The organism is Aquimarina sp. MMG016, from assembly GCF_018100805.1.
In the GTDB taxonomy this organism is placed as follows: domain Bacteria; phylum Bacteroidota; class Bacteroidia; order Flavobacteriales; family Flavobacteriaceae; genus Aquimarina.
In genome coordinates, this window is sequence record NZ_JAGJEA010000007.1 from 135971 (window position 1) to 161741 (window position 25771).

At 32.3% G+C, this 25771-nt stretch carries 25 protein-coding genes; 20 read left to right on the forward strand and 5 right to left on the reverse strand.

Going from position 1 to position 25771, the window contains the following annotated elements; all coding sequences use genetic code 11:
* From J8M14_RS14845 to J8M14_RS14915, 15 genes are all read left to right on the forward strand, one after another.
* Positions 1-1197: a beta-ketoacyl-[acyl-carrier-protein] synthase family protein gene (locus J8M14_RS14845; protein WP_211075591.1), complete on the forward strand. Its 1197-nt coding sequence runs from the start codon at positions 1-3 to the stop codon at positions 1195-1197.
* The gene (locus J8M14_RS14850; protein WP_211075592.1) at positions 1197-2261 is read left to right on the forward strand and encodes a beta-ketoacyl synthase N-terminal-like domain-containing protein; all 1065 of its coding nucleotides are present in this window, start codon (positions 1197-1199) and stop codon (positions 2259-2261) included. Before J8M14_RS14845 ends, J8M14_RS14850 begins: the two co-directional genes overlap by 1 nt.
* The gene (locus tag J8M14_RS14855) at positions 2255-3028 is read left to right on the forward strand and encodes a polysaccharide deacetylase family protein (RefSeq protein ID WP_211075593.1); all 774 of its coding nucleotides are present in this window, start codon (positions 2255-2257) and stop codon (positions 3026-3028) included. Before J8M14_RS14850 ends, J8M14_RS14855 begins: the two co-directional genes overlap by 7 nt.
* Positions 3021-3647: an outer membrane lipoprotein carrier protein LolA gene (locus tag J8M14_RS14860; protein ID WP_247672657.1), complete on the forward strand. Its 627-nt coding sequence runs from the start codon at positions 3021-3023 to the stop codon at positions 3645-3647. The genes J8M14_RS14855 and J8M14_RS14860 overlap by 8 nt, the downstream gene beginning before the upstream one ends.
* Positions 3628-4248: a hypothetical protein gene (locus tag J8M14_RS14865; protein WP_211075594.1), complete on the forward strand. Its 621-nt coding sequence runs from the start codon at positions 3628-3630 to the stop codon at positions 4246-4248. The genes J8M14_RS14860 and J8M14_RS14865 overlap by 20 nt, the downstream gene beginning before the upstream one ends.
* 1 nt (position 4249) lies before the next feature.
* On the forward strand, positions 4250-4615 hold the full coding sequence (locus tag J8M14_RS14870) for a 3-hydroxyacyl-ACP dehydratase (protein ID WP_211075595.1): 366 nt from the start codon (positions 4250-4252) through the stop codon (positions 4613-4615).
* A gap of 10 nt (positions 4616-4625) precedes the next feature.
* Positions 4626-5096 (forward strand): hypothetical protein, encoded by a 471-nt coding sequence (locus tag J8M14_RS14875; protein WP_211075596.1) that lies wholly within the window; start codon positions 4626-4628, stop codon positions 5094-5096.
* Positions 5097-5206: 110 nt separating this feature from the next.
* On the forward strand, positions 5207-6415 hold the full coding sequence (locus tag J8M14_RS14880) for a DUF2062 domain-containing protein (protein WP_211075597.1): 1209 nt from the start codon (positions 5207-5209) through the stop codon (positions 6413-6415).
* A complete protein-coding gene (locus tag J8M14_RS14885; protein WP_211075598.1) occupies positions 6408-10088 on the forward strand; it encodes a 1-acyl-sn-glycerol-3-phosphate acyltransferase in 3681 nt (1226 codons plus the stop codon). Before J8M14_RS14880 ends, J8M14_RS14885 begins: the two co-directional genes overlap by 8 nt.
* The gene (locus J8M14_RS14890) at positions 10089-11630 is read left to right on the forward strand and encodes an NAD(P)/FAD-dependent oxidoreductase (protein ID WP_211075599.1); all 1542 of its coding nucleotides are present in this window, start codon (positions 10089-10091) and stop codon (positions 11628-11630) included.
* Positions 11630-13297 carry a C45 family peptidase gene (locus J8M14_RS14895; protein ID WP_211075600.1) on the forward strand — a complete coding sequence of 556 codons (1668 nt, stop codon included), beginning with the start codon at positions 11630-11632 and terminating at the stop codon, positions 13295-13297. The genes J8M14_RS14890 and J8M14_RS14895 overlap by 1 nt, the downstream gene beginning before the upstream one ends.
* Positions 13298-13299: 2 nt before the next feature.
* Complete coding sequence (locus tag J8M14_RS14900) at positions 13300-14592, forward strand: AMP-binding protein (protein ID WP_211075601.1); 1293 nt, start codon at positions 13300-13302, stop codon at positions 14590-14592.
* A 230-nt stretch (positions 14593-14822) separates the two neighbouring features.
* Complete coding sequence (locus tag J8M14_RS14905; RefSeq protein ID WP_211075602.1) at positions 14823-15170, forward strand: hypothetical protein; 348 nt, start codon at positions 14823-14825, stop codon at positions 15168-15170.
* Between the two features lie 604 nt (positions 15171-15774).
* The gene (locus J8M14_RS14910) at positions 15775-16581 is read left to right on the forward strand and encodes a sensor histidine kinase (RefSeq protein ID WP_211075603.1); all 807 of its coding nucleotides are present in this window, start codon (positions 15775-15777) and stop codon (positions 16579-16581) included.
* Positions 16578-17249 carry a response regulator transcription factor gene (locus tag J8M14_RS14915; protein ID WP_211075604.1) on the forward strand — a complete coding sequence of 224 codons (672 nt, stop codon included), beginning with the start codon at positions 16578-16580 and terminating at the stop codon, positions 17247-17249. Before J8M14_RS14910 ends, J8M14_RS14915 begins: the two co-directional genes overlap by 4 nt.
* A 47-nt stretch (positions 17250-17296) precedes the next feature.
* Here the strand turns inward: J8M14_RS14915 and J8M14_RS14920 are convergent, their stop codons facing one another.
* The 4 genes from J8M14_RS14920 to J8M14_RS14935 all read right to left on the reverse strand — a co-directional run bounded on the left by J8M14_RS14920 (position 17297) and on the right by J8M14_RS14935 (position 20839).
* Positions 17297-18478, reverse strand: coding sequence for a class I SAM-dependent methyltransferase (locus J8M14_RS14920; protein WP_211075605.1), 1182 nt, complete (start codon positions 18476-18478; stop codon positions 17297-17299).
* 66 nt (positions 18479-18544) lie between these two features.
* Complete coding sequence (locus J8M14_RS14925; protein ID WP_211075606.1) at positions 18545-19633, reverse strand: AI-2E family transporter; 1089 nt, start codon at positions 19631-19633, stop codon at positions 18545-18547.
* Between the two features lie 34 nt (positions 19634-19667).
* The gene (locus J8M14_RS14930) at positions 19668-20201 is read right to left on the reverse strand and encodes a TrmH family RNA methyltransferase (RefSeq protein ID WP_211075607.1); all 534 of its coding nucleotides are present in this window, start codon (positions 20199-20201) and stop codon (positions 19668-19670) included.
* On the reverse strand, positions 20201-20839 hold the full coding sequence (locus tag J8M14_RS14935) for a DUF4159 domain-containing protein (RefSeq protein WP_211075608.1): 639 nt from the start codon (positions 20837-20839) through the stop codon (positions 20201-20203). Before J8M14_RS14935 ends, J8M14_RS14930 begins: the two co-directional genes overlap by 1 nt.
* A 44-nt stretch (positions 20840-20883) precedes the next feature.
* Here J8M14_RS14935 and J8M14_RS14940 point away from each other — a divergent pair, with 44 nt between their 5' ends.
* The 5 genes from J8M14_RS14940 to J8M14_RS14960 all read left to right on the forward strand — a co-directional run bounded on the left by J8M14_RS14940 (position 20884) and on the right by J8M14_RS14960 (position 24567).
* Entirely contained in the window at positions 20884-21603 is a 720-nt protein-coding gene (locus tag J8M14_RS14940; RefSeq protein ID WP_211075609.1) for a DUF1223 domain-containing protein, read from the forward strand.
* A 290-nt stretch (positions 21604-21893) separates the two neighbouring features.
* Positions 21894-22178 (forward strand): hypothetical protein, encoded by a 285-nt coding sequence (locus J8M14_RS14945; protein ID WP_211075610.1) that lies wholly within the window; start codon positions 21894-21896, stop codon positions 22176-22178.
* Positions 22179-22211: 33 nt separating this feature from the next.
* Positions 22212-22502, forward strand: a complete 291-nt coding sequence (locus J8M14_RS14950; protein ID WP_211075611.1) for a hypothetical protein — start codon at positions 22212-22214, stop codon at positions 22500-22502.
* 42 nt (positions 22503-22544) lie between these two features.
* On the forward strand, positions 22545-23507 hold the full coding sequence (locus J8M14_RS14955) for a sodium-dependent bicarbonate transport family permease (protein WP_211075612.1): 963 nt from the start codon (positions 22545-22547) through the stop codon (positions 23505-23507).
* A 160-nt stretch (positions 23508-23667) separates the two neighbouring features.
* Entirely contained in the window at positions 23668-24567 is a 900-nt protein-coding gene (locus J8M14_RS14960; protein WP_211075613.1) for a PD40 domain-containing protein, read from the forward strand.
* A 9-nt stretch (positions 24568-24576) separates the two neighbouring features.
* Here J8M14_RS14960 and J8M14_RS14965 read toward each other — a convergent pair whose 3' ends face one another.
* Entirely contained in the window at positions 24577-25719 is a 1143-nt protein-coding gene (locus tag J8M14_RS14965) for an esterase-like activity of phytase family protein (protein ID WP_211075614.1), read from the reverse strand.
* Between the last annotated feature and the right edge of the window lie 52 nt (positions 25720-25771).

Genomic DNA, 25771 nt, shown 5'->3' on the forward strand with positions numbered 1-25771 from the left:
ATGAGCAAAGGTATTGCCATAACTGGTATGGGAATCATTTCTTCTATAGGTAATACTGTAGAAGAAAATTTTAATGCTCTAAAATCTGTTTCACACGGTATTTCTAGAATAGAAATGTTAGAAACACGTCATAAGGATGAGATTATGGTTGGTGAGATTAAAAAATCTAATCAAGATCTTATAGAGCAATTAGGTTTAGAACCGTCTCATTGTTTTTCCAGAACTGCTATGATTGGTGCAATAGCTGCTAAAGAAGCTCTTCAGAATGCTGATGTTTCTGATGTTAATGATTACAGGACAGGTTTTATTTCTGGTACTAGTGTTGGTGGTATGGATACTACTGAACGTCATTATCTTGGGTATCCCGAAACTCCGAAGTATCGAAGATTCATTGAAGCACAACACGCTGGGTTTACTACGCAATCAATTTCTGATTATTTAGGAATCAACGGTTATGTTTCGACAATTAGTACTGCCTGTTCATCTGCCGCTAATGCTATTATGTTAGGGGCAAGAATGATTCGTGCGGGACAATTAGATAGAGTAATAGTTGGAGGAACAGATGCGCTATCAAAATTTACGATAAACGGTTTTGGTACATTGATGATTTTATCAGATGAAGAATGTACTCCTTTTGATGATAACAGGAAGGGGCTTAATCTAGGTGAAGCTGCCGCATATTTGGTGTTGGAAAGTGATGAAGTAGTTGAAAAATCTAGTAAGAAAATCTTAGGAAGAGTTACCGGATGGGCTAATGCTAATGATGCATATCACCAAACTGCATCTTCATCAAATGGAGAAGGAGCTTATTTGGCTATGAAAGAAGCTTTAAAAGTAGCTAATATATCTGCAGAGGACATTGACTATGTTAATGCACACGGTACTGCAACTCCTAATAATGATTTATCCGAAGGTGTAGCTATGACTAGAATCTTTGGAGAAGATAACATGCCTGTTTTTAGCTCTACAAAGGCATTTACCGGTCATACATTGGCTGCTGCAGGTTCAGTAGAAGCTGTGTATTCATTGTTGTCACTTCGTGATGACCTAATTTTTCCTAATCTGAATTTCAAAACTCAGATGAAAGAATTTTCTTTGGTTCCACAAACTGAACTGATTTCTAAAGGTATGAATACAATACTATCCAATTCCTTTGGTTTTGGAGGTAATTGTTCCACTCTAATTTTTACAAAATAATGAGCAATTGTTATATTAATGGTATAGCCAGTATTTCTGCTCAGCCAACAACAGATCCTGATACTTTTTTAGATGAAGTAATTCATCATAAGGAATCTATTTTTAGATCACACGATCCTAATTATAAAGAATTTATCAAACCAGCGGCAATGAGACGTATGTCTAAATCCGTAAAGATGGGAGTAACGACTGCCACTATGGCTTTGAACAATTCAGGTATAGAAATGCCGGATGCCATCATCACAGGAACCGGAATGGGATGTAAGCAAGATTCTGAAAAGTTTCTTGAAAACATTTTACATAATGATGAGCAGTTTTTAACACCTACACTTTTTATTCAATCCACTCATAATACTGTCGGTGGTCAGGTAGCTTTAGGACTTGGTTGTAAAGCTTATAATGTAACCTATGTTCAAGGAGCAGCTTCTTTTGAGGTTTCTATAAAAGATGCACAATTAATGCTTTCAGAAAGCCCTGAGAAAAACATTTTAGTGGGAGGTATCGATGAGGTGGCTAAGAATTCTACTTTGCTACATAAGTTAGATGGTCAGATTAAGGAAGATGATATAGATGTGATTAAACTGTTGGATTCTAAAACATCTGGAACTGTAACTAGTGAAGGAGCTATATTTATGGTTTTAGGAGCTGAGAAAACAGATAAAACTCTTGCCAAGATTATTGATGTAGAAACAAGAAGTTCTGCTACACCGAATGAAATAAAAACTGATATAGAAAAGTTTGTTGCTCGTCAAGGATTGTCTATACAAGATATTGATGCTGTTATTCTAGGAAATAACGGAGATGTGGAACATGATCATTACTACAAAAGCTTACAATCTTCTATTTTTTCGAATACAGAACAACTTTGCTATAAACATCTTACTGGGGATTATCCTGTGGCTTCAAGTTTTGGTTTTTGGTTGGGTACTAGGATTTTTGATACAAATAAAGTCCCTTCTGTTCTAAAGGTGAATGATATTAGTGCTAAAGGATATAATACAATACTTTTGTATAATCAATATCTTGGAAAAAACCATAGTATTGCATTATTGCAAAGATGCTAACCCGTAAAACAGTTAATATTACATTTACCATTATTGGTAGTCTAATAATTATTGGAGTAGTATATAACTACCTTCCCTGGTGGAGTATGCTTCTAGTAGGTTTAGCTTGGTTTTTAATAACTGCTTATGGTGTTACGAATATCAGATCCGGATTTTTTCTAAAAAGCTACTCTTATAATCCAAATGTACAATTCAATACCGTTGCTATTACTTTTGATGATGGTCCTGATGAGAATACATTAAAAGTTTTAGAAGTTTTGGATAAATATGAAGTTAAAGCCACTTTTTTCTGTATCGGAAAACAGATAGAAACCTTTCCGGAAATTGCAAAACAAATAGTGGAAAAAGGTCATATAATAGGAAATCATACTTATACTCATGCACAGTTGATTGATATTTATGGTACCAAAAAGTTTACTAAAGAAATTACAGATACAGACAAAGTATTGAGAGATGTTATAGGAAAAACTTCACTTCTGTTTCGTCCGCCTTATGGAGTCACTAACCCAAATATAGCGAAAGCTGTAAAAGTAACAGGACATAAAGTAATAGGATGGAATAAACGTTCTTTTGATACTACAATTCCATCAGAAAAAGCAATTCTAAAAAGAGTAACAAAAGGTCTAAAAAAAGGAGATGTGATATTACTTCATGATACAAAAAACATCACAATATCAGTATTGGAACAATTGTTGCTATTTTTGCAGAAGAATAATTTTACAACTGTTACAATAGATGAGTTATTTTCAATACCGGCATATGCGTAGATATACATTTATCCTTTTTTTGTTAGTATTAGGATATATCCAAGCTCAGGAGACCAAACTAGCGCCTTCAGAGATTGATATGGTAAAAAATGGAGTGAGTGCCAGCGCACTCAACTCTAAAACGATTGTTAATACTTTTACACAATTGAAACATATTGATTTCTTGTCTAATGATATAGAAAGTAAAGGAGATTTATATTTCAAAGCACCGGATGTTATTAAGTGGTCATATACAGATCCTTATGAGTATAGTGTAATTTTTAAAGATAAAAAGTTATACATCAATGATGCTGGGAAGAAAAGTGATGTGAATCTAGCATCAAATAAAGTGTTTAAAAAACTAAACGATCTTATTGCCAGAAGTGTAAGCGGAGATATGTTGGATGATAGTCAGTTTACAATAGAGTTTTATAAAAAAGATAATGTATATATAGCTAAATTAACCCCAAAAGACAAAACGTTGAGTACAATGTTTAAGCAGATTGTACTTCGTTTTAATAAGAATGATTTTTTGGTTTCCAGTGTAAAATTGATAGAACCCTCTGATGATTATACTTTAATTAAATTCGAAAACAAGTCTGTAAACCAACCGATTCAGGATGCGGTATTTATTCATTAGTATTGTATTGATTTTATCTTCAGGTTGCAAGTTATCTTTAGTAGATGATTTTACAGAATCTGATACCTGGATTTCATCAATTCATAATCCTTATTTTAGTAATTCAGAACTGGATTATGTGTATAAGATGGAAGTTGCTGTTTATGGGAATGAATTTAGCGGTATTCTTATCGTAAAAAAGATCGAACAAGATACGCATAGAATGGTATTTACTTCTCAATTTGGGAGTACGTTTTTTGATATCGAGTTTAATGCAGAAGGATATAAAATCAATACTATTATAGATGAGCTTAATAGAAAGATCATTCTAAATACATTGATCAGGGATTTTTCATTATTATTAAAAGAGAATGATACAGTCACAGGAAGATATCATAACAAAAATTATAATGTGTTAAAAGCCAAATCCGATAAGAGAAGTAATTATTACTTTTACACCTTACCTGATGCAGTGCTGTCAAAAATAGTGCAGACAACTAAGTCAAAAGAAAAATTTGAGATTATTTATGATAAGGTTTCTGAAAATCATGTAGCGGAATCTATTAAAATAAATCACAAGAATATAAAATTGAATATAGAACTTAATTTACTTAAGAAATAATATGCTAATAGCTGATTTATATAAAATTAATGAAGATATTGTAAGGGATGGTGTACAAACTACGTCTATTACTTTAAATCCTGATAGTGATATTTTTAAAGGTCATTTTCCGGGTAACCCTGTAACTCCTGGTGTTTGTATGTTACAAATTATCAAAGAGCTTACAGAAAGAAGATTGGGATGTTCTTTATTTATGAAAAAAGCATCTAATGTAAAATTTATGGCAGTAATTAATCCGGAGAAAACACCTGATTTGGTTATTGAAAATAGTTTTACAGATGGCGATGAAGAAATCAAAGTAAAGAATATAATTAAATATGATGATACAGTAGCACTAAAAGTAGTAGTTACTTTTGTAAAACTATAAATCTGAATGTATGAAACTTTTTGCTTTATTGATTAGTTTATTGATTTTTTCACCAAACTTGATGGATATTACAGAAGTACGTAATTCTTATCGATATGCTAAAAAATCTGCTGAGAATACGGAAAAGTTTTATCAGATAATTCAAAAGACAAATTATAAAACAGATAATGTTTTATCAGCATATTATGGATGTGCATTAACCTTAAAAGCTTCTTTTGCAGATAAAAGAGGAGATAAAATATCTTTTTTCAAACAAGGGAAAAAAATCATTGAAGCAGCTATAACTTCTGAGCCTGATAATATTGAACTTAGAATGATAAGGCTTAGTGTACAAACCAGTGCCCCTAGAATTACTCGCTATTATAAAAACATCGAGTCAGATAAAAAATTTCTTCAGGATAACGTTAATAAAGTTCCTTCTCCTAAACTAAAAGAGTTTATTAAAGGTTTTATGTCTACATCTGAAGCTTTTGCAGATTAATTTGCTTCGGATATGGCTTTATAGGTTTTGAAAATCTGTCCGGTTTGAAAATTAAATTAAATTCGCTACCAATACAAATTATACTATTTTTGTGCTCATAAAAGAATGCTTTGAACACAAAACCATTACAAAACCATCTTTTTGAAACACTTAAATGTGGTGTTTTGATTCCTACTTATAATAATCAGAAAACTTTGAATAGGGTTGTTCAGGGAGTTTTGGAATATACAGATAGGATTATTGTTGTTAATGATGGTGCTACAGATGATACATCAAACATCCTTTTACCATACCAGAACAAATTAACAATTATTACGTTTCCTAAAAACAAAGGTAAAGGAGTAGCACTTCGTGAAGGTTTTAAAAAAGCAGATGAACTAGGTTATGAGTATCTTATTACCGTAGATAGTGATGGGCAGCATTTTCCAAGTGATTTACCTGTTTTTCTACAGGAATTAGAAAAACAAGATCCCGATCAATCATTATTGTTGATTGGTTCTAGAAATATGGATGATCCTACTGTACCAGGAAAGAGCAGTTTTGGTAATAAATTCTCCAACTTTTGGTATCTGGTGGAAACAGGAATCAAACTTCAGGATACACAATCAGGTTATCGTTTATATCCTATCAAAGAAATAAATAAACTAAAACTTTTTACCACCAAGTTTGAATTAGAAATAGAGGTAATTGTAAAACTAGCATGGAGAAGAGTAGAAGTTCGTAATATTCCTATTCGTGTATTGTATGATGAGCAAGAACGGGTATCACATTTTAGGCCTTTTAAAGACTTTACACGAATCAGTATTCTGAACACTTGGTTAGTAACATTGACATTGTTCTTCTATCTCCCTAGAAGATTGTTTGATAAAGTAAAAAAAAAAGGGTTTAAGAAATTCTGGAGAGAAAATGTTTTAAGAAGCAACGATCCTCCTTTAAAAAAAGCTAGTGCCATTGCTTTGGGATTATTTATAGGCATATCTCCTTTTTGGGGTTTTCAAACATTGCTGGTATTTGCTTTAGCAACTATTTTTAAACTTAATAAACCAATTGCCTTTTTGTTTTCTAATGTTAGTATTCCACCAATAATTCCATTTATTATATATGCTAGTTATCAATTAGGTGCTATAGTCATGGGAAAAGAAATGGACCTAACTCTTAATATAGAAGATATTAGATCTGGTAAAGATGTTTTTAAGGGATTAGGTCAATATGTGATCGGAAGCTTTGCTTTGGCAATTGTAGTGTCTTTGATTTCAGGAATACTGGCATATTTGTATTTTAGCATTCGCAAATCCAAAAGTAATGCTATAAATGCATAATTTCTTTCTTTCACTATATCACAGCATAAGGCAGAATAGAATGTTGGCATGGCCAATTATTACTTTGCTCATAGTAATTGTTGGTTTTGTTGCTAGTCGTATTGGTTTTGAAGAAGATATCACCAGATTGATCCCAAATAGCGAAAAAGGAGAGATCATTCAAAAAGTTCTAAAAACTGTTTCTTTTTCGGATAAAATAGTTGTCAATATTGAAGCAACTACTGGTGATCCTGATAAGCTGACAACATATGCCCAGGAATATATTGACTCAATCCAAACACATCTTGGTAATTATGTAAAAAAGATTCAAGGTAAGGTAGAAGATGATAATGTATTACAGTTATATGATTTTGTATATAATCATTTACCGTTATTTCTTGATGAATCTGATTACCAAAATATAGCGAAAAAAATTAATCCGGACTCTATTACCGAGGTCATTGAGAACAATTATAAAACCCTTATTTCTCCAGCCGGAATCATTACCAAGAAATATATCGTTAAAGACCCTTTATCACTTACACCTGTGGGGCTTCAGAAATTGGCACAGTTACAACTTGGTGATAATTATGATCTATATAATGGCTTTTTAGTTACAAAGGACAGAAAGAATCTATTACTTTTTCTTACTCCCGCTTTGGCAACTAATGAAACTGGAAAAAATACTTTGTTTGTTGAGGGATTAAAACAAATAACATCTGAGTTAAACTCAAAATATAATCAAGATACCAAAGCTACATTATTTGGTGCTACATTATATGCTGTGGCCAATGCCAAGCAGATTAAAAGAGATATTCAGCTTACTGTTACTATTGCAATGTCAATTCTATTGTTGATTTTGATATTTTTTTATCGAAAGGTCACTGTACCACTAATTATTTTTACACCAACAGTATTTGGAGCATTACTAGCAATAGCTATTTTGTATTTGGTAAAAGGAAAAATATCTGCCATTTCCTTAGGTATAGGTTCGGTTTTATTAGGGATAACCTTAGATTATTCATTGCATATTCTTACGCATTTTAGAAATAATCGTGATGTCAAAGAACTCTACAAAGATGTTTCTCTTCCTGTTTTAATGAGCAGTTTGACCACTGCAGTAGCATTTTTGTGTTTGGTGTTTGTAAAATCTGAAGCATTAAATGATTTAGGAATTTTTGCTGCTGTTAGCGTTGTGGGGGCCTCTGTATTTGCATTGGTATTTATCCCACAAGTATATCGTTTTTCTGATAGCAAGAAAGCACAGCGAAAGACAATTATTGATAAAATATCAAATATTGATTTTCATAAAAGCAAAGTTCTGGTTTCGCTAATCACTATAGTTTTCATTATTGGGTTGTTTTTATTTCATAGAGTAGGATTTAATACAGATCTGAATACGATGAACTATCAGCCTGAAGAACTCTTGGCAGCAGAATCAGATTTAGACAGAATTAATAATAATAAAGCCAAATCGATCTATCTGGTTTCTTACGGTAAGACTCTTAACGAGGCTTTGAATGCGAATAATAAGTTATACTCAATTCTTAATCAAAAGAAATCCGATAATGAAATTATTAATTTTAGTTCAGTAGGAGGAGTAGTACTTTCACAAGAAGTTCAGGAAGAAAAAATTAAGCAATGGAAAGATTTCTGGACTAGTCAAAAAAAAGATACTCTTACTAAATTATTAAAAGAAAAAGGAGCATTAAAAAGTTTTAAACCGGAGACATTTACTACTTTTTATAATACTTTGAATTCTGATTTTAAGATCATCAGCTATTCAGAATATAATAATATTAAAGAGTTGTATTTAGATGAGTTTGTTACTCAGGAGGATGATTTTTCTACTGTGGTTTCTGCGATAAAAGTTGCGCACGAAGATACAGATATAATCAATGGAGCATTAAGTAAGGAAAAAAATACGGTAGTAATTGACCGTAAACAACTTAATGAAACATTGCTAGGAAACTTAAAAAATGATTTCAATACCTTGATAGGATACTCGCTTATTGCTGTAGTCTTATTGTTGATGGTTTTCTATAGAGATCCGATGCTTACTTTTCTTACGGCAGTTCCTATTGCGATTACCTGGATAATTACCCTGGGTATTATGAAAATGTTGAGTATTGATTTTAATATATTCAATGTCATTATTTCTACTTTTATATTTGGATTAGGAGTGGACTATAGTATTTTTATTACTAACGGTTTGATTAAAGAATATACTTATGGGCGTAAGGAGTTATCAACATATAAAACTTCAATACTATTATCAGTTATTACTACAATTTTAGGTATTGGAGTATTGATTTTTGCTAAACACCCTGCTTTATATTCAATTTCTGTAGTATCTCTTATAGGAATTTTATCTGCAGTTTTAGTCGCTTTTACGATTCAACCAATGTTGTACAGGGCATTTATTATTAATCGAGGAAAAAAAGGTCTATCACCACTTAGAGTTCGTCAGACATTGTGGTCTATATTTAGTTTTGGATATTTTATTATTGGTGGTTTTATAATTTCGTTGTTAAGTAGTCTGATTATTCCTTGGTTTCCGGCAAGTAAAAGAAAGAAAATGGCTGTTTTTCATGGAACAGTATCCAAAATGATGGGTTCGGTATTATACTCTAATCCTTTTGTAAAAAAGAAGGTTTATAATTTTAATCAAGAAAACTTTGGTAAGCAGTGTATTATTATTGCTAACCATTCTTCGTTTTTAGACATCCTTTGTTTAGGGATGTTACATCCTAAATTAATATATCTGGTTAAGGATTGGGTATATAACAATCCTGTTTTTGGCAAAGCTGTGAAGCTGGCTGGCTTTTATCCGGTTTCTTCTGGTATTGAAGGAGGAGTAGAGCATCTTCAGGAAAAAGTAAAACAAGGATATTCCCTTATCGCATTTCCTGAAGGTTCCAGAACGGATACTGCTAAGATGAGTAGATTCCACAAAGGGTCTTTTTATCTGGCACAAGAACTGAAGTTGGATATTCTTCCAGTAGTAATACATGGTAATGCTCAGGTATCACCCAAAGGAGATTTTGTAATACATGATGGAGCTATTAGGTTAAAAATGCTTCCAAGAATCCCTTATGATGATACTAGTTTTGGTAATGGATATGCAGAACGAACAAAAAAGATAAGCAGTTATTTCAGATCGGAATTTGCTACACTTCAAGATGAAGTTGAAGGAGTGAACTACTATAAGAAGCCCTTATTAAGTAACTATAGATATAAAACGTGTTTTACAGAAGTCAAAAAAGATTTTGAAATAAACAAGGAAAAGTATTATAAGGCTGCATCTTATATCCAACAGAAAGATAACGTTTTACAATACAGTGATGATTTTGGGCAGTTCCTTATTTATCTAAGTTTTAAAAAACCATATACTAAACTAAAAGGTATTATAGCTGAGGAAAACAAGTTAGAGATTGCTAGAGAGTGTTATACCACTATAAGAAGTAAAATCAATTTTGTATCAACTGAAGATTTGACCGCGACAAAATTTGATGTACTTTTGTTACATACGACTACACCAATACAACCACAACATTTAGAAGAATTAGTTGCTGAGAATATAAAGAAAATTATAGTGTTCTCTGATACGATCCAACTACCTGAAAAGGTAAGCGCTGCTTTTAATATTGATAGTCAAGAGTTTGGGTTAACAGTTTTGAACAGGATATCATAAATGGAAGATAAATTTGACGTAGTTATTGTAGGTAGCGGACTTGGAGGATTAGTTTCTGCAAATATCCTTGCTAAAGAAGGTAAGAAGGTTTGCGTGCTGGAAAAAAACAATCAGTTCGGAGGAAACCTGCAAACTTTTGTAAGAGATAAAAGTATATTCGATACCGGTATTCACTATATCGGAGGGCTAGAAAAAGGCCAGAATTTACATCAGTATTTTTCATATTTGGATATTATGGATGACCTTAAGCTTCAGCGTATGGATATTGATGCTTATGATGTGATCACCTTTGATAACGACGAAATAGAATATCCACACGCACAGGGTTATGATAATTTTGTAAAACAATTGGTGCAATATTTTCCTGAAGAAGAAGAAGGAATACGAGAATATATAAAAAAAGTACGTGATACTTGTTATAAGTTTCCTTTGTATAATTTAGAACCTGGAGATCGCTATTATGGAGAGGATTTATTAACTCTTAAGGCTAAAGATTATATTGATAGTATAACTGAAAACCCTAAGCTAAGAGCAGTATTAGCTGGATCAAATCTATTGTATGCAGGAGATCCCGAGAAAACCCCCTTTTATGTGCATGCTTTATCGGTTAATTCATATATCGAGAGTGCCTGGAGATGCATTATGGGAGGGAGTCAGATAGCTAAACAATTGGTGAAGCGTTTCAGGAGTTTGGGAGGAAAGATATATAAGTATCAAGAGGTTAATAAATTTAATTTCGAAGAGAAGCAATTGATTTCGGTATCAACAAAGAAGGGAGATACTTTTTTTGCGGATAATTTTATTTCTAATGTAGACCCAAAACTAACGTTGCAGATTATAGGTAAGGAACATTTTAGAAACCTATATTATAAAAGAATACAGAATACAGAGAGTATTATATCTTCATTTAGTTTGTATATAGTTTTTAAACCGGGTACGTTTCCTTATCTAAATAAGAATTATTACCATACCAATGCAGTAGAAAAGGTATGGACTACCCAGAATTATGAAGAAGATAACTGGCCAGAGGCTTATTTGATTTCCATGAATGAAGATCGTAAGAACCCTGGGTATGCAGATAACCTTACATCGATAACATATATGAGATTTGAGGAAACAGAACCCTGGTCTCATACCTTTAATACAGTTGCAGTTAAGAATGATAGAGGAGAAGATTACGAGCAATTTAAAGAACGTAAAATAGAAGCTTATCTTAGCGAGATAGAGAAAAAGTTTCCTAATATTAGATCATGTATAAAATCTGTACATACTTCTACACCTTTGTCATACAGAGATTATATTGGTTGTTATGAAGGTTCTATGTATGGTTTTGCTAAAGATGCTGATAACCCGATGAAGTCTTTTTTATCTCCCAGAACTAAGATTCCTAACTTATTATTTACTGGACAAGGACTTAATATGCACGGTGTGCTGGGAGTTACCATAAGTGCAGTAGTTACTTGTGGCGAATTATTAGGCAAGGAATATTTACTACAACGTATCAAGGATGCTTTGGCAGAAAAAGCAAAGGTTAATTCATAATGAAGAATTGTATATTTAAAATAGTATTTCTATTTCTTGTATGGATTGCTTCATCCTGCGGAGTAAAAAAATCTTTAGCTGCCAGACCTGATATCTCTGGTATAGAAACGATTGACACAGCGAGAGTAAAACATAGTAATACTTTTTACACCCTAAATAATAATCTACTTCGAAAAAATTCACAAGGGTTATGGGAGTTATATATTGAAGGTAAACCCCTTGAGCGAGGAATTGCTGCGGGTAGCTTAGGACGCGAATTGATAAAAATACAAGAAGATGCTTTTATTGGAAAAGTTACTGAACTTGTTCCTTCAGAAGGATATTTAAATTTTCTCAGTAAAATTGTAGCCTGGTATAATAGAAAGCTTCATCTTAATGTTCCTGAAGAATATAAAACCGAAATTTATGGAGTATCTCGTTATGCTTCTGATGATTATAATAATTTTGCAGAACCCTATGTAAGAATGCTGTATGCTCACGGAGCTCATGACATTGGTCATGCATTACAAGACTTAATGTTGGTAGGATGTACTTCTTTTGCAGCTTGGGGCAAAAAGACGGATGACGGACAATTATTAATTGGGCGTAATTTTGACTTCTATGCAGGCGATGAATTTGCAAAAGAAAAGCTAGTTACATTTATGAATCCTTCTGAAGGACATAAATTTATGATGTATGGTTGGGCAGGTATGATGGGAGCTGTTTCTGGAATGAATATTGAAGGACTTACTGTGACCATTAACGCAGGAAAATCAAAAATACCGCTAGTTGCCAAAACTCCCATTTCTATTCTTACCAGGGAGATTCTACAATATGCATCTACTATAGAAGAAGCTATTGAGATTGCCAAAAAAAGAAAGGTTTTTGTGTCAGAATCTATTATGGTGGGTAGTGCCAAGGACAAAAAAGCAGTTTTGATAGAAGTATCTCCAAAGAATTTTGGAGTATATGAAGTTCTGAATACGAATCAGTTGATTTGCTCTAATCACTTTCAAAGTGAAGCTTACTCAAAAGACAAACGAAATAAAAAAGCGATTAAAGAGAGTCACTCTTTTTATCGATATCAGCGTATGACTGAGTTGTTATCTCAGCAAGAGAAACTGAATCCGGAAGAAGCAGCAAAAATCCTTAGAAACAGAGAAGGGTTAAAAGATAAGTTGATTGGTTATGGTAATGAGAAAGCTTTAAATCAGATGCTAGCTCACCATGGGATCATCTTTAAATCGGAAGAGAAAAAAGTATGGGTAAGTAGTAATCCATATCAGATGGGAGAGTTTGTAGCATATGATTTGGATGAAGTTTTTGATAAATTTATAGCCCGAAAAGAAGAAGTAATAATCGCTTCGGATAAACTTAATATAACTGCTGATCCTTTTATTGAAACACAACAATATAGGAATTATGAAGCATATAGAATTTTAAGTCGAAAGATTGAAAAGGCTACAGAAAAGGAGAATACCGTAAAAGAAGCAGATCGCCTACAATTCGAAAGCTTGAACCCTAATTATTGGGCGACCTACTATGTGTTAGGAAAATATCATTATGTTCAGAAAGAGTATAAAAAAGCGTTGATTTTCTTCAAAAAAGCGTCAAAGCAAGAAGTAACGACTGTTCCTGACGTAAAACAAATAAAGAAGTACATAAAAAAGTGTAAAAGGAAGATATAAGTATGATTCCCGAGATAGAAAAAGCATCACCTATGGAGATATCTAATCTTCAGAATACCAAATTACAAGAAGCGATTGCATATGTTGCAAAGCACTCTCCATATTATAAAAGGTTATTTTTAGAAAATAATATAAATAGTAATGCTATAAAAACTGTTGAAGATTTACAGAAACTTCCAATTACGACCAAAGATGATTTTCAGGAATATAATAATGATTTTCTGTGTGTCCCAAAATCCGAAATTGTTGATTATGTAACTACTTCAGGTACTTTGGGTAAACCTGTTACTTTTGGACTTACGGATAAAGATTTAGAACGATTAGCTTATAATGAAGCTACATCTTTTGCTACAGCTGGAGTTACCAAAGATGATGTTGTTCAATTAACTACCACTTTAGATCGTAGATTTATGGCAGGGTTAGCTTATTTTTTAGGAACCCGAAAGTTAGGTGCAGCGATGGTTCGTGTAGGGTCTGGTATCCCGGAATTGCAATGGGATTCTATTCATCGTTTTCAAACGACATATTTGGTAGTAGTGCCGTCATTTCTATTAAAGCTAATTTCTTATGCAGAAGCTAACGGTATTGATTATCAGAATTCTTCTGTAAAAGCCGCTATTTGTATAGGAGAACCTTTACGAGATCAAGATTTTAATCTAAATACTCTAGGAAGTAAGATTAAAGAAAAGTGGGATATTGATTTATATTCTACCTATGCTTCTACTGAGATGAGTACAGCATTTACAGAATGTAGCGCACACCAGGGGGGGCATCATATTCCAGAATTAATTATTACTGAGATTCTTGATGAAAACGGAAACTTGGTCAACAATGGAGAGGTAGGAGAGTTGGCTTTTACTACATTAGGTATAGAAGGAATGCCTTTATTAAGATATACTACCGGTGATATGATGCGAGCACATCACGAACCTTGTATTTGTGGTCGCTCTACAATGCGATTAAGCCCTGTTCTAGGTCGGAAAAAGCATATGATAAAATATAAAGGGACTACATTGTATCCGCAAAGCGTGATTGAGGTGCTTACAAGTTTTGAGGGTCTTGGAATGTATGTTATCGAAGTAATTATTGGAGAATTAGGAACAGATAAGTTATTGATTCATATTTCTGATGTGTTAACTGCTTTACAACAGAAGGAATTGAAAGAACATCTTAGAGCTAATCTGCGAGTAGTTCCAGATTTAGTGCTCAACACTAAAGAAGAATTAAAAGCCAAGAAATTTCCTGAAATGAGCCGTAAGCCGATTTCGTTTATTGATTCTAGGGAAACATTGTAAAACTTCCTTTATTATAAGTTTTTCCTGGCTTTAAACTGTGAATTCCTTGTATTATGGGACCTAAAAGGTATTTTCTTCTTTAGGTTTACATCAAAATTATTATATAACTATTTTATTTTCAATGAAAAAGAAAATCATTGGTTTTAAACGTTAAAAAATTTACAATTGTCTAACTATTTCAGCGGTATTTATTCTAACTTTAGGCAATACTAATTTAAAACCTAAACAAAATGCCACCAATTGAAAACACAATTACTCTAGAAACCGGTATCCAATGGACAACAAAATGGCGTCAAGAATGTCCAGACAATTGTAGAGCGTTTCTAATTCCTAAAATTGATTTAATAGAAGTTTTACAGGAAAAACATGTTGTTAATGTAAGAGCTTATATGGGAATCGATGACGATGGAATAGAAAAATTAATCATTGTTGGCGTAGATGCAGATGGTAAAGATGTTATTGGTCCAATATCTAATAAATCTGCTACCACTAATGATGAAATTGAGTTTGGATATTTATATGATTTTACGGATCCTTGTCCTAATACTTGTGATAATAGTAGCCCATTAAATGGATAATGGATTATAACCAAATATTTTCTTGGTTAAGTAAAATAATTTTGTCCGTTAATGTTATAGTTTATTCTAAAGGTTTGTCTAGTTTTTATAGTAGAAAGACCTTTAGGATTTTCTTCTTTTACATTGGCTATATTTTTTTATTTCAAATAGTTTTGTTTTTATTTTGGTTGTTTAAAATCAACAACATTTTTCTTTCTCATTTCTACTTTATTATACAATTTGTGCTGTTATCATTTTTTTATAGAGAATTGTTCAAAGGAAAAAATCAAAAAAGAGTTATTAATGCTGTTATGATTACAATAATCTCAATAATTATAATTCAATACATTTTTACACCAGGATTGTTTAATAAATTTAACTTGTCTGAAATAGTGTTAACCTCAGTTCCGTTAATTATGTATTCCATCATTCACTTCTATAATATATTAGGAAAGAAAAAGGAATATGTATATATAAACTCAGGTGTTTTATTATACTTAAGTGGAAGTACACTGCTTTTTGTTGCAGGAAATTATATAGTTGCGTCCGATTCAATTTTAAACAAATCGATTTGGATTATTAATTCAATTTTGTTTGTGGTATACCAGATTTTAATTTTCGTTGAATGGAGGAAGTCGTTTTACAAGAAGAAAATTCAGTAATTGTTTTTTTGATAGTCGGAATAGGGATTTTGCTATTGATGGCTACTTCATTATTATTGTTTTTTTATTTTTCTAATAAAAAGATTATTCAAAAAGAATTAGAAAAAAAAGATTTAGCGATCTCATACCAAAGAGACCTATTACATGCTACTATAGAAACTCAGGAAGAAGAACGTAAACGTATTGCGCAGGATTTACACGATGCCATAAGCGCTAAACTTAATGTAGTAAGTCTTAGCACTAATGTATTAATTGATGGTAACCTGGATAAGAAAGAAGAAGAACAAACATTGCAACATATTCTATCAGTTACTACCAATACATTAGAAAGCTCGCGTAGGTTAGCACATAATTTATTGCCTCCAATTTTAGAAAATTTTGGTTTGCAAGCGGCAATTGAAGAATTATGTGATGAATTTATCAGTAGTAAAAAGTTAGCAATAGAACATCATATTAATTATAATCAGTCATTATCCAAAAGCAATGAACTACACCTCTTTAGAATTACTCAAGAATTGTTAAATAATTCTGTGCGACATGGTGAGGCAAGTAAAGTAAACCTTTCTATTGATGACAGCGGGCAATTCGCCCTGGATTATATAGACAATGGCAAAGGTTTTGATCTAAAATCTATAGAAAAAAAGAAGGGAATTGGTCTTAAAAACATAGAAAGTAGAGTAGAAATACTCGGCGGGGAACTTTCTTATGAGAGTGAGATCGGTAATGGAGCTACATTCAATATTATAATTCTTAAAACCCCTAGCTCATGAAAAATGATGTAATAAAATTAGCAATAGCAGATGATGAGACCCTATTTAGACAAGGAATTTCTTTTATCCTTTCTAAAGAAAATAATATAGATATTATATTACAAGCGGAAGATGGTAATGATCTCATTAATCAATTAAAGGCTAGAAGAGATTTACCTGAGATTATACTAATGGATTTAAAGATGCCAGATCTTAATGGAGTTGAAGCCACTAAGATTGTAAGAAAGCAATTTCCAGAAATTAAAATTATAGCGCTTACCAGTTATTATTCTAAACCGTTTATAGTTAACATGATAGATCAAGGAGCTGTTGCGTATCTTGCTAAGAATAGCTCACCAACTCAGGTGATTTATACCATAAATCAAGTAGCTCAAAAAGGTTTTTACTATGATGAAAATGTACTTGATATCTTAGAAGATACCAAACTAAAAACGATTAAGAAAAGTAAATATGATGAAGAATACCTGACACGAAGAGAGCGAGAAGTACTCAAGCTAATCTGTGAGCAAAAAACTACAGTAGAAATTGCAGAACAGTTGTTTATTAGTCCTCGTACGGTAGAAGGACACCGTAATCATTTATTGCTAAAGACAGGTTCTAAAAACATTGCGGGTTTGGTAATCCACGCTATTGAGAATCAAATTTTTGTTCGAAACCAGCAATTGTGATTTTTTAGGCTGTTTAGATTTCCTTGTTGTCGAGGATTAGTGAGATGTTAAGCTTTCTGACAATGCAGGATGACCTTTTTGTTTTCTGAATTTGTGGTAAAGAATAAATATTCCTGACCACCATCTTTAATTTTGAGTTTTTTTCTGATTACACTAACAGATTCCGGAAAATTACGAGTAGTAATATTGGCTTTAGTGATTCCTGCTTTAGCCAATACTTTTTTCTGATAAGGATAAATGTTAATAATCTGGAACCTCCTTCCTGGAAAATTGATTAATTGGTCAGAAGTATACAAGTGAGAATTGATATGAAGTTTATACAAACCTAATTTCTTTCCAATACTTGAAAAACCACCACTTTTTAGAATAGCTGCATTAGGTTCATAGAGATAGGTTTTAGGCAGACTAATAGGAACAGAAATATTAGTTTCGTCTTTTAGTAAAAAAGAAAACTCTTTGTTACCAGTTTTTGTTAGATTAACAGTCTTTATGATAATATCTCCATTAAAAGTGGAGTCAAGAACCCATAGCAGTTCTTTAACTTCATTATTAACCGCAACTACGTGAATTTCTTTGACTTTTTTCAGAGAAGATATGCCTATTTGAATATCCAGTAAAGGAGAAGTCTTAATGAGGATATTTTTACTTCTAGAGAAAAGAAAATCTAAATTAGAAGGAACATCAGGAAGGCAATCTTCAAGAAAGAAGACTTTTCCTTTACTATTATGTCTTCGAGAAGGGTCGATATAAATCCAATCTACTGTATTTTGATTTTTTAATATTTCTAAACCATCTCCGGTATAGATTTTTATATTGTCTGTTTTAAGAATAATAAAGTTATGAGAAGCGATTTGACTTAGTTCTTCATTAAGTTCACAATGGTAAACAATTATTATTTTTTTTGAAAAATAATAATCATCAATTCCTAAACCTCCTGTAATGTCAATCAAAGTTTCTCCCGAAACCAAATTACTTTTATATTGCGCAGTTGCTTCAGAAGAAGTCTGTTCCAGGTTGAGGGTTGGAGGATAGTAAATCCCTTGTGTATTATACCAAGAAGGTAGCTTTTGTTTAGCCTTAAGCCTGCCTTGAACCTGTTGTGCTAATTCCTGAATGGTTATTCCCTGAAAAGGGCTTCCTTTTAAAATAAGTGTACTCAAGTCTATATTGCGATCAGATGTAGAGATAATATAGTCTTGTACTTCTCTATTTAAAATTTTAGTATTCAATTTTTTTATCACTCCAGTGTAGGCTGGAATCTATTTTGGTTTGATAAATATAATAACTCTTTAGAGTTACAAATCTTTGGTCAGTTTCTTTACGATCTTGTACTCTGATAAAAACTCCTGTGCAATCACCTTAATTGCTGTATAAAAAGGTACTGCAACGATTAATCCCCCAATACCAAATAGTAATCCAAAAATAAGAATGGCAAGAAAGATTTCTAAAGGATGAGACTTTACACTATTTCCAAAAATCAGAGGTTGATTTAAAAAATTATCAATTAATTGAATTATTAGATACCCAATTAAAACATAGGTCATTTTTGGCAAAATAACCGATTGAAAATCAAAACCTAGATTACTGGTTAAGGTCAGTATCAGTACAAAAAGACCACCAAATAAAGGTCCGATATAAGGAATCAAATTTAAAATCGCAGCGATTAATGCAACAGCGATAGCGTTATGAACACCAAAAATCAATAATAGAATAGTGTATAAGACAAATAAGATAGTTATCTGCAATAAGAGTCCCACAAAATAACGAGATAATAAGTCTTTGATTTTGGAGAAGGCTCTCATGAACTTGTTTTCATCCTCTTTTTTTGCAAAAACTAACATACTGTTTTCCAGAAGTTGACTATCCTTTAGTAAAAAGAAAGAAATAAATAACACTGAAAAAAGCCCAATCAAGACTGCCCCAAAACCACTTAAAAAAGAATTAATAGCATTCGGAATTGCTTTTAAATCAAAAAATTGCATGAGATCTGTTTGTTTAATGAGCTCTACAAAATTGAGTTTCTCTACATTAAAATAATCACTAACCTCCTGGTTTAATCGATCAAAATCATCCCCAACCTGATTAATGTCAATTTCTCCAATTAGTTGTCCTTGTTCGCTAATGATAGGTACAAACAGCATAAATATGCTCATAAATAAACCAATCACAATGACCAGTGCAAACATTACTGCTAGGGTATTTCCGAACTTTAGCTTTCTTTTCAGAAATGATACCAAAGGTCTTCCCATTAAAGAAATTATACTTGCAAAAGCGATGTAGATAAGTACAGATTGTATTTTGTATAAAAACCATAGTAATCCAAGAACACCTATAATAACGGCTACTGCTCTCAGAATACCATATGCGATTGTTTTAGAACTCATAATTTAAAAGTTTCAAAGAAACAAAGACTCAAAGTTACAAAGAACTATTTTGACTGGCATCTAGCCATTGCTTAGTGATTTCATATAAAGCAATTCCGGTAGCGGTAGCAACATTCATACTGCTATTAGTTCCATACATATTGATGTGTAATGATTGTTTTACCAGTTTCAGAACTTCTTTAGAAACTCCTAAATTCTCTTCACCTATGATTAAAGCGATTTTTTCTTCAGATTTTTGTAAATATCCTGAAATAGGAATGCTGTTTCCTGTTATTTCCAATGCCAGCATTGTATACCCTTTTTTAATATACTCTTGTACAGTCACTAAAATATCATCTATCTGTTGATAAGGAACTATTTCGTGAGTTGCTCTCGCGGTACGTTGCATTCGTTTACTAACTACGGTAATATCTTCTCCACAAAAAATAATTTCTTCAATTCCGAAAGTATCAGCAATTCTGAAAATACTACCAATATTGGCAGGTGAACTTACGTTGTCACATATCAGCGTAATTGGAAATTGTTTTTTAATAAAGGTTGTATTATGATGATGAAGCTGCTCACTCATTAATTTTCAAAAGCGTATTTGATAATATTAGCACCCATTTTTAAAGCTTTTAAGCGAACTTCTTCAGGATCGTTATGAACTTCAGGGTTTTCCCAACCATCTCCAAGGTCGCTTTCAAAGGTAAACAGTAGTATCAACCTTCCTTCATGAGAAATTCCTAAAGCCTGAGGGCGTTTACCATCGTGTTCGTGAATTTTTGGTAACCCTTGCGGGAAATTATATTTCGAAGAAAAAATAGGATGAGAACTGGTTAATTCCTCTAATTTTTTATCAGGAAATACTTTAACAAGTTCTTTTCTAACGTAGGGTTCCATTCCATAATTATCATCGATGTGAATAAACCCACCGCTTAATAAATAGTTTCTAAGGTTCTCAGCATCCTCTTCTGTAAAAAAAACATTACCGTGACCCGTCATATGAACATATGGATACTGAAATATATCCACACTTTGCGGTGTTACGGTTACCGGTTTCCTGTTGATAGCTGTATTAATGTTTTGATTACAAAATTTAATCAAATTTGGTAATGCGGTTGGATTACTATACCAGTCTCCACCTCCTTTATATTGTAAGATAGCAATATCCTGAGCATATATAGATATGGATAAAAAGAGCGTCAGGTACGTAAGTTTATTCATAATAAACGTCTAAAATAAAGTCTAAATGTACTAAAATAAAACAGATGGTGGATAAGCTTTTAATACTATTAACGCTATTAATTTCGGCAAACCTCAGCGCACAGCAAGGGGACAATTCAATTATAGTGTTAGAATTGTTTACTTCTCAAGGTTGTAGTAGTTGTCCTCCGGCAGATGAACTACTAGACCGCATTAAATATAATAATGAGAATCAAGATGTATATGTTTTGTCATACCACGTAGATTATTGGAATCGTTTAGGTTGGAGAGATCCTTTTAGCAATTCGATGTTTAGTGACTATCAAAGAGAATATGCCCAGCAATTCAATAGTAGATCCATTTATACTCCTCAATTGGTAGTAAACGGTAGAGAACATTTTACAGGATCTAATGAGTATAAAGTTACTGCTGCGTTGGAGCAATATTCGCAATCAAAACCCTCAAATACAATTTTGTTACAAAATATAAAGAAAACGAATGTAATGATTCAGTTGGATTATAAGGTACAAGGAGGAGATTTTGATAGAATTACATTGGCTTTGGTAGTTTCTGAACGTATTACTGATATATCCAGAGGTGAAAACAGAAACAGAATGCTGAAGAATACAAATATAGTAGCAAACCGAATTGTAACTCAACAAGATTATGGAGAAGTGTCTATTAAAATTCCTGACTGGATTGAAGATTCAGATCAACTCTCAATTATTACCTATACTCAGGATACAGATTTAAAAACTACAGGAGCTTCTCGATATAGATTATAAATAGTAATTTCTGGGTTTTGAATCTTCAAATCAGATATCAATATTTAATATTATACCTCTTCTAAAATCAAAAATCTACCTTTTTATTGAACTTATTTTAGTCTAAATATGAATTAAAAACCTCTTAATTTATAATGATTAAACATCTGTTTAAGAGTTGTTTAAGGGGTTTTGTTTTTAACTAAAGAACATGATGTATTATTTGTTTTTATGTATTTCATAATAAATATAAATAAAAATTAATGATTTAAATGTTTCAATTTTGCTGAGTAAACATAAAAAGAACAATTATGTCAAACGTCGCAGAAGCACAAATAAGAGTAGAACAAGAGGTGTTTATTTCTGAGAATGAAAAAAGTGAACTTTCAAAAATCAGAAATAAGAAAAAGAAAAGTATCAAATTAATAGTATATCCTGTTTTTGGTTTTCTGTTCCTCATTTCACTTATCACATTATCCTTTTTAAATAATAGCCTTTTTATGACTGAGATTTTGATTTCATCTTTCATCATCTCATGTCTTATAATTATAAAGATGAATAATGATATAAAGTCTCCGGATTATTTTTCGAAGTAATTTCTAATATATAATAACTTAAAAACTATAATAATGATTACAACTGAAGTTAAGCAAAAGATTCAATTGGTAGAAGGTAAATTTACACCATCAGAAGCGCAGGATATAGTATCTGCATTAATTGAGGAAAAAGTGAATTTTCATAAACTACAACGGTTAAGTTTATGTGAGGGAGAAGAAGGTATTAATACCACCTATGACGATAGTAGGATAAAAGAATTATATGTTGAAAAGAGAATAGCAAAGGAGTTCATAACCAATGCCAGAGAAGAAGGTTTTAACGTGAGAATTAATGGAATACTGGAGATAACTTTTGAAAGATAAAAATAAGAACATCACTAGTATATTTAATTCAACGACCACTTTATGGATTTACACTTGTTGGTAGATAACCTAACAAACCCCGCGCTTTTATTTTTCTTTCTTGGTATAATAGCCGTTCAGCTAAAAAGCGACTTAGAGATTCCTCCAAATTCTTCAAAATTTATTTCTTTATATCTCTTGCTCTCCATTGGTTTCAAAGGAGGGCAAGAGCTATCTCATAGTGATTTGAATATAGAGATTGTTTGGACATTGTTATTTGGTATTTTTCTTGCTATCATAATTCCGTTATATACTTATTATTTATTAAGAAGAAAGTTTAGTATTCCTAACTCGGGTGCCATTGCGGCTGCTTATGGCTCTGTAAGTGCAGTAACTTTTGTAACTGCTATTTCTTTTTTAGAAATGGAACAAATTCCTTTTGGAGGACATATGGTGGCAACTATGGCATTAATGGAGGCTCCTTCTATTATTATTGGTGTATTACTGATGTCTATCTATAGTAAAGAAAAAAATAATAAAAGTGCTATGGGCAAGGTCCTAAAACATTCTGTAACCAATGGTAGTGTTCTGCTAATATTAGGTAGTCTAGTAGTAGGTTTTTTAGCTAGTGAACAACAAGCTCAGGGTATAAAACCATTTACGACTGATATTTTTAAAGGATTTTTGGCAGTGTTTTTATTAGATATGGGTATTACCAGTGGTAAGAAGCTATCTGCTTTTCTTAAAAAAGGATGGTTTGCATTCTTGTTCTCAATTATAATACCTGTTATTAATGGATGTTTGGTAGCAGCTATTAGTTCTACTTTTACTGATAGTATGGGTAATCGATTTTTGTTAGCAATTTTGGCTGCCAGTGCATCCTATATTGCAGTACCTGCTGCAATGCGGTTAGCAGCTCCAAAAGCAAACCCCAGTCTTTACCTTCCGATGGCGTTAGCAATCACTTTTCCATTTAATATCACATTAGGGATGCCACTTTACTTATGTATTGTACAGATGGTTTAAGTAGTTACATTAAAAACAGTTAAAAGATGATTCATATCGAGATTTGTTGTATAGTGTAATCTTGTGATTTTCTTAAGAAGTAGTTTCAGGCTAATTTTAGATATTCATACGTTTTGTAACTATGTATACGAGATTGTATAACTATCTAATATAATTTAAAATGAGAATTAATATTTTTCCGGTTGTCCTTTTATTTATTATTTCTTGTAAAGAAAAATCAAACGCACCGATTAGAGCAGAACTTTGGGGTAAAGGAAAAGTTTCTACAGAAGCACCGGAGTTTGCAATAACATTTAACACGGATCAGACCAAAGCCTACTTTAATCGTACTTCTAAAGACCGTTCCAGTATGAAGATTATGTATTCTGAAAATCAGGATGATGTCTGGTCAGAAGCTAAAACACTTCCGTTTTCAACTGGAGAATATCGAGATGTGGATCCTTTCTTAACCCTAGATAATAAAAGATTATACTTTAGTTCCAACAGGCCACTGGGTAATAATAATGATAAAAGAGTCTTTAATACCTGGTATGTAGATAAAGTTAAAGGGAAATGGTCAGATCCGGTGAACCCTGGAGCTCCATTCAATTCTGACTCTACAGATATTTTTGTAACGATTTCGAAAAGTAAGAATGCATACTTTGTGTCTGAAAGGGATGGAGAAAGAGGGATAGTGGTTAGCAAATTCAAAAACGGAGAGTATCAAACTGTAGAAAAAGTGGTACTTAAGTTAAATGGAAAACCTATCTACGCTAGTAATCCTTGTATTTCTTCTGATGAAAAATTTCTTATTGTTGCCGCTCGTGATCCTGAAGGTAATGGTGCTCCTGATTTATTTGTATCGTGGAATCAAAAAGGTCAATGGTCAGAACTTATCAATCTAGGGTCAAAGGTTAACTCATCTTATGCAGATTTTGCTCCGGCACTAAGTAAAGATGATAAGATATTGTTTTTTACATCAGAACGGCCTGGAATTGTTCCGGAACAGGAGGAAGGTATTCGTCCTCCTGGAGATATACATTATGTAGATCTAAAATCAGTATTGACCACTTTAGAATAGGTTTTGTTATTAAGGAATAACTTTAAGAGCAATCAATTGATTGTATTGTGGAAAGAAAGAATTAAAGTTATTATCTGATATCATAACAAGTGTGCGACTCCCATCTTGTAGTTTGGGTCCAAAGGTAATTCCTTCAATGTTATCAACAGTATTATTAGTTAATTGACTTCGAATAGTTTCAAAATTAAATAGTAAAGTCTTTGTAGCTTTGATATATGTAGCATTAGAAAGAGATGTTAATGATAATGTGTTGGTGGCGTTTGTTGCATCAACCTTATAAATCTTCACTGTATTTCCTCCATCAATATATCCTGACGAAAAAGAACGTTCAACAGCTAAGAATTTATTAGTATCGTATGCTAATATCTCTACCAAACCATTTACTGAAAAATCGGTTCCCAAAGCAGGTTCGCGAGCCACTGGGTCTAATTCATATGCAAATTGTCGTTCTGCAATACCAGATGCTTTGTTGATCAATGTAACTCTAACAGGTGATTCAGTATCAGTAAGTGTTGGTTCTGGTCCATCCTCAATCAGAGGTAATTCTGTCGAAATCCAATATCCGTTATTGTCTGAACTTAGAGATAGTCCTTCAAAAACTCCATTATGTCTTGGGCCGGATAAATCATCAGTAGTATTGGCTTTGAAGTAATCTGGTAATGTAAAACTTTTAATTTGGTTCCCCTGAGCAGAGATTTCAATTAAAGCAGGATCTACACCATTATTAATAGAGCCTTCGCTCGTATATAAAATATTTCCTGTATCAGAATCATATCTAATCGATTCAGGATCTACTATGCCTTGAACTAACGAAATCCCGGAGTTATCTTTGATCTCGATCATTTTGTTAATTTCTACATTCTGAAAACCATCTTTGGTATAAGTAATATTAGCTTCATAATATCGTATTGGAGGAGTAGAAGTGTCACATATTAAATACCATTTTCCATTTTTATAATCAACCCCTGATAACCCTCCAATTAGTACATTGTCGATCTCCTGGTCCGGGATCACAAATTCGTCAATAAATTGAATTGTACTAATCGTATTCTGATCTATTATTGGAGTAGGAGTATTATTGTTGTTATTATTGCAGGAACAGTTAGAAAGCAACAATACTATAGAAATAAAGCTAAAAATAGTCTTTAACATCATAATATGTTTTAATGGTATTGTTGTAAAGGTATTGATTTAAGTAGTATCA

Excerpts from the sequence above, each read along its gene's own strand:
- J8M14_RS14845 (WP_211075591.1), top strand. The coding sequence starts at position 1 with ATGAGCAAAGGTATTGCCATAACTGGTATGGGAATCATTTCTTCTATA.
- J8M14_RS14850 (WP_211075592.1), top strand. The coding sequence starts at position 1,197 with ATGAGCAATTGTTATATTAATGGTATAGCCAGTATTTCTGCTCAGCCA.
- J8M14_RS14855 (WP_211075593.1), top strand. The coding sequence starts at position 2,255 with ATGCTAACCCGTAAAACAGTTAATATTACATTTACCATTATTGGTAGT.
- J8M14_RS14860 (WP_247672657.1), top strand. The coding sequence starts at position 3,021 with ATGCGTAGATATACATTTATCCTTTTTTTGTTAGTATTAGGATATATC.
- J8M14_RS14865 (WP_211075594.1), top strand. The coding sequence starts at position 3,628 with ATGCGGTATTTATTCATTAGTATTGTATTGATTTTATCTTCAGGTTGC.
- J8M14_RS14870 (WP_211075595.1), top strand. The coding sequence starts at position 4,250 with ATGCTAATAGCTGATTTATATAAAATTAATGAAGATATTGTAAGGGAT.
- J8M14_RS14875 (WP_211075596.1), top strand. The coding sequence starts at position 4,626 with ATGAAACTTTTTGCTTTATTGATTAGTTTATTGATTTTTTCACCAAAC.
- J8M14_RS14885 (WP_211075598.1), top strand. The coding sequence starts at position 6,408 with ATGCATAATTTCTTTCTTTCACTATATCACAGCATAAGGCAGAATAGA.
- J8M14_RS14890 (WP_211075599.1), top strand. The coding sequence starts at position 10,089 with ATGGAAGATAAATTTGACGTAGTTATTGTAGGTAGCGGACTTGGAGGA.
- J8M14_RS14895 (WP_211075600.1), top strand. The coding sequence starts at position 11,630 with ATGAAGAATTGTATATTTAAAATAGTATTTCTATTTCTTGTATGGATT.
- J8M14_RS14900 (WP_211075601.1), top strand. The coding sequence starts at position 13,300 with ATGATTCCCGAGATAGAAAAAGCATCACCTATGGAGATATCTAATCTT.
- J8M14_RS14905 (WP_211075602.1), top strand. The coding sequence starts at position 14,823 with ATGCCACCAATTGAAAACACAATTACTCTAGAAACCGGTATCCAATGG.
- J8M14_RS14910 (WP_211075603.1), top strand. The coding sequence starts at position 15,775 with ATGGAGGAAGTCGTTTTACAAGAAGAAAATTCAGTAATTGTTTTTTTG.
- J8M14_RS14915 (WP_211075604.1), top strand. The coding sequence starts at position 16,578 with ATGAAAAATGATGTAATAAAATTAGCAATAGCAGATGATGAGACCCTA.
- J8M14_RS14925 (WP_211075606.1), bottom strand. The coding sequence starts at position 19,633 with ATGAGTTCTAAAACAATCGCATATGGTATTCTGAGAGCAGTAGCCGTT.
- J8M14_RS14930 (WP_211075607.1), bottom strand. The coding sequence starts at position 20,201 with ATGAGTGAGCAGCTTCATCATCATAATACAACCTTTATTAAAAAACAA.
- J8M14_RS14935 (WP_211075608.1), bottom strand. The coding sequence starts at position 20,839 with ATGAATAAACTTACGTACCTGACGCTCTTTTTATCCATATCTATATAT.
- J8M14_RS14940 (WP_211075609.1), top strand. The coding sequence starts at position 20,884 with ATGGTGGATAAGCTTTTAATACTATTAACGCTATTAATTTCGGCAAAC.
- J8M14_RS14945 (WP_211075610.1), top strand. The coding sequence starts at position 21,894 with ATGTCAAACGTCGCAGAAGCACAAATAAGAGTAGAACAAGAGGTGTTT.
- J8M14_RS14950 (WP_211075611.1), top strand. The coding sequence starts at position 22,212 with ATGATTACAACTGAAGTTAAGCAAAAGATTCAATTGGTAGAAGGTAAA.
- J8M14_RS14955 (WP_211075612.1), top strand. The coding sequence starts at position 22,545 with ATGGATTTACACTTGTTGGTAGATAACCTAACAAACCCCGCGCTTTTA.
- J8M14_RS14960 (WP_211075613.1), top strand. The coding sequence starts at position 23,668 with ATGAGAATTAATATTTTTCCGGTTGTCCTTTTATTTATTATTTCTTGT.
- J8M14_RS14965 (WP_211075614.1), bottom strand. The coding sequence starts at position 25,719 with ATGTTAAAGACTATTTTTAGCTTTATTTCTATAGTATTGTTGCTTTCT.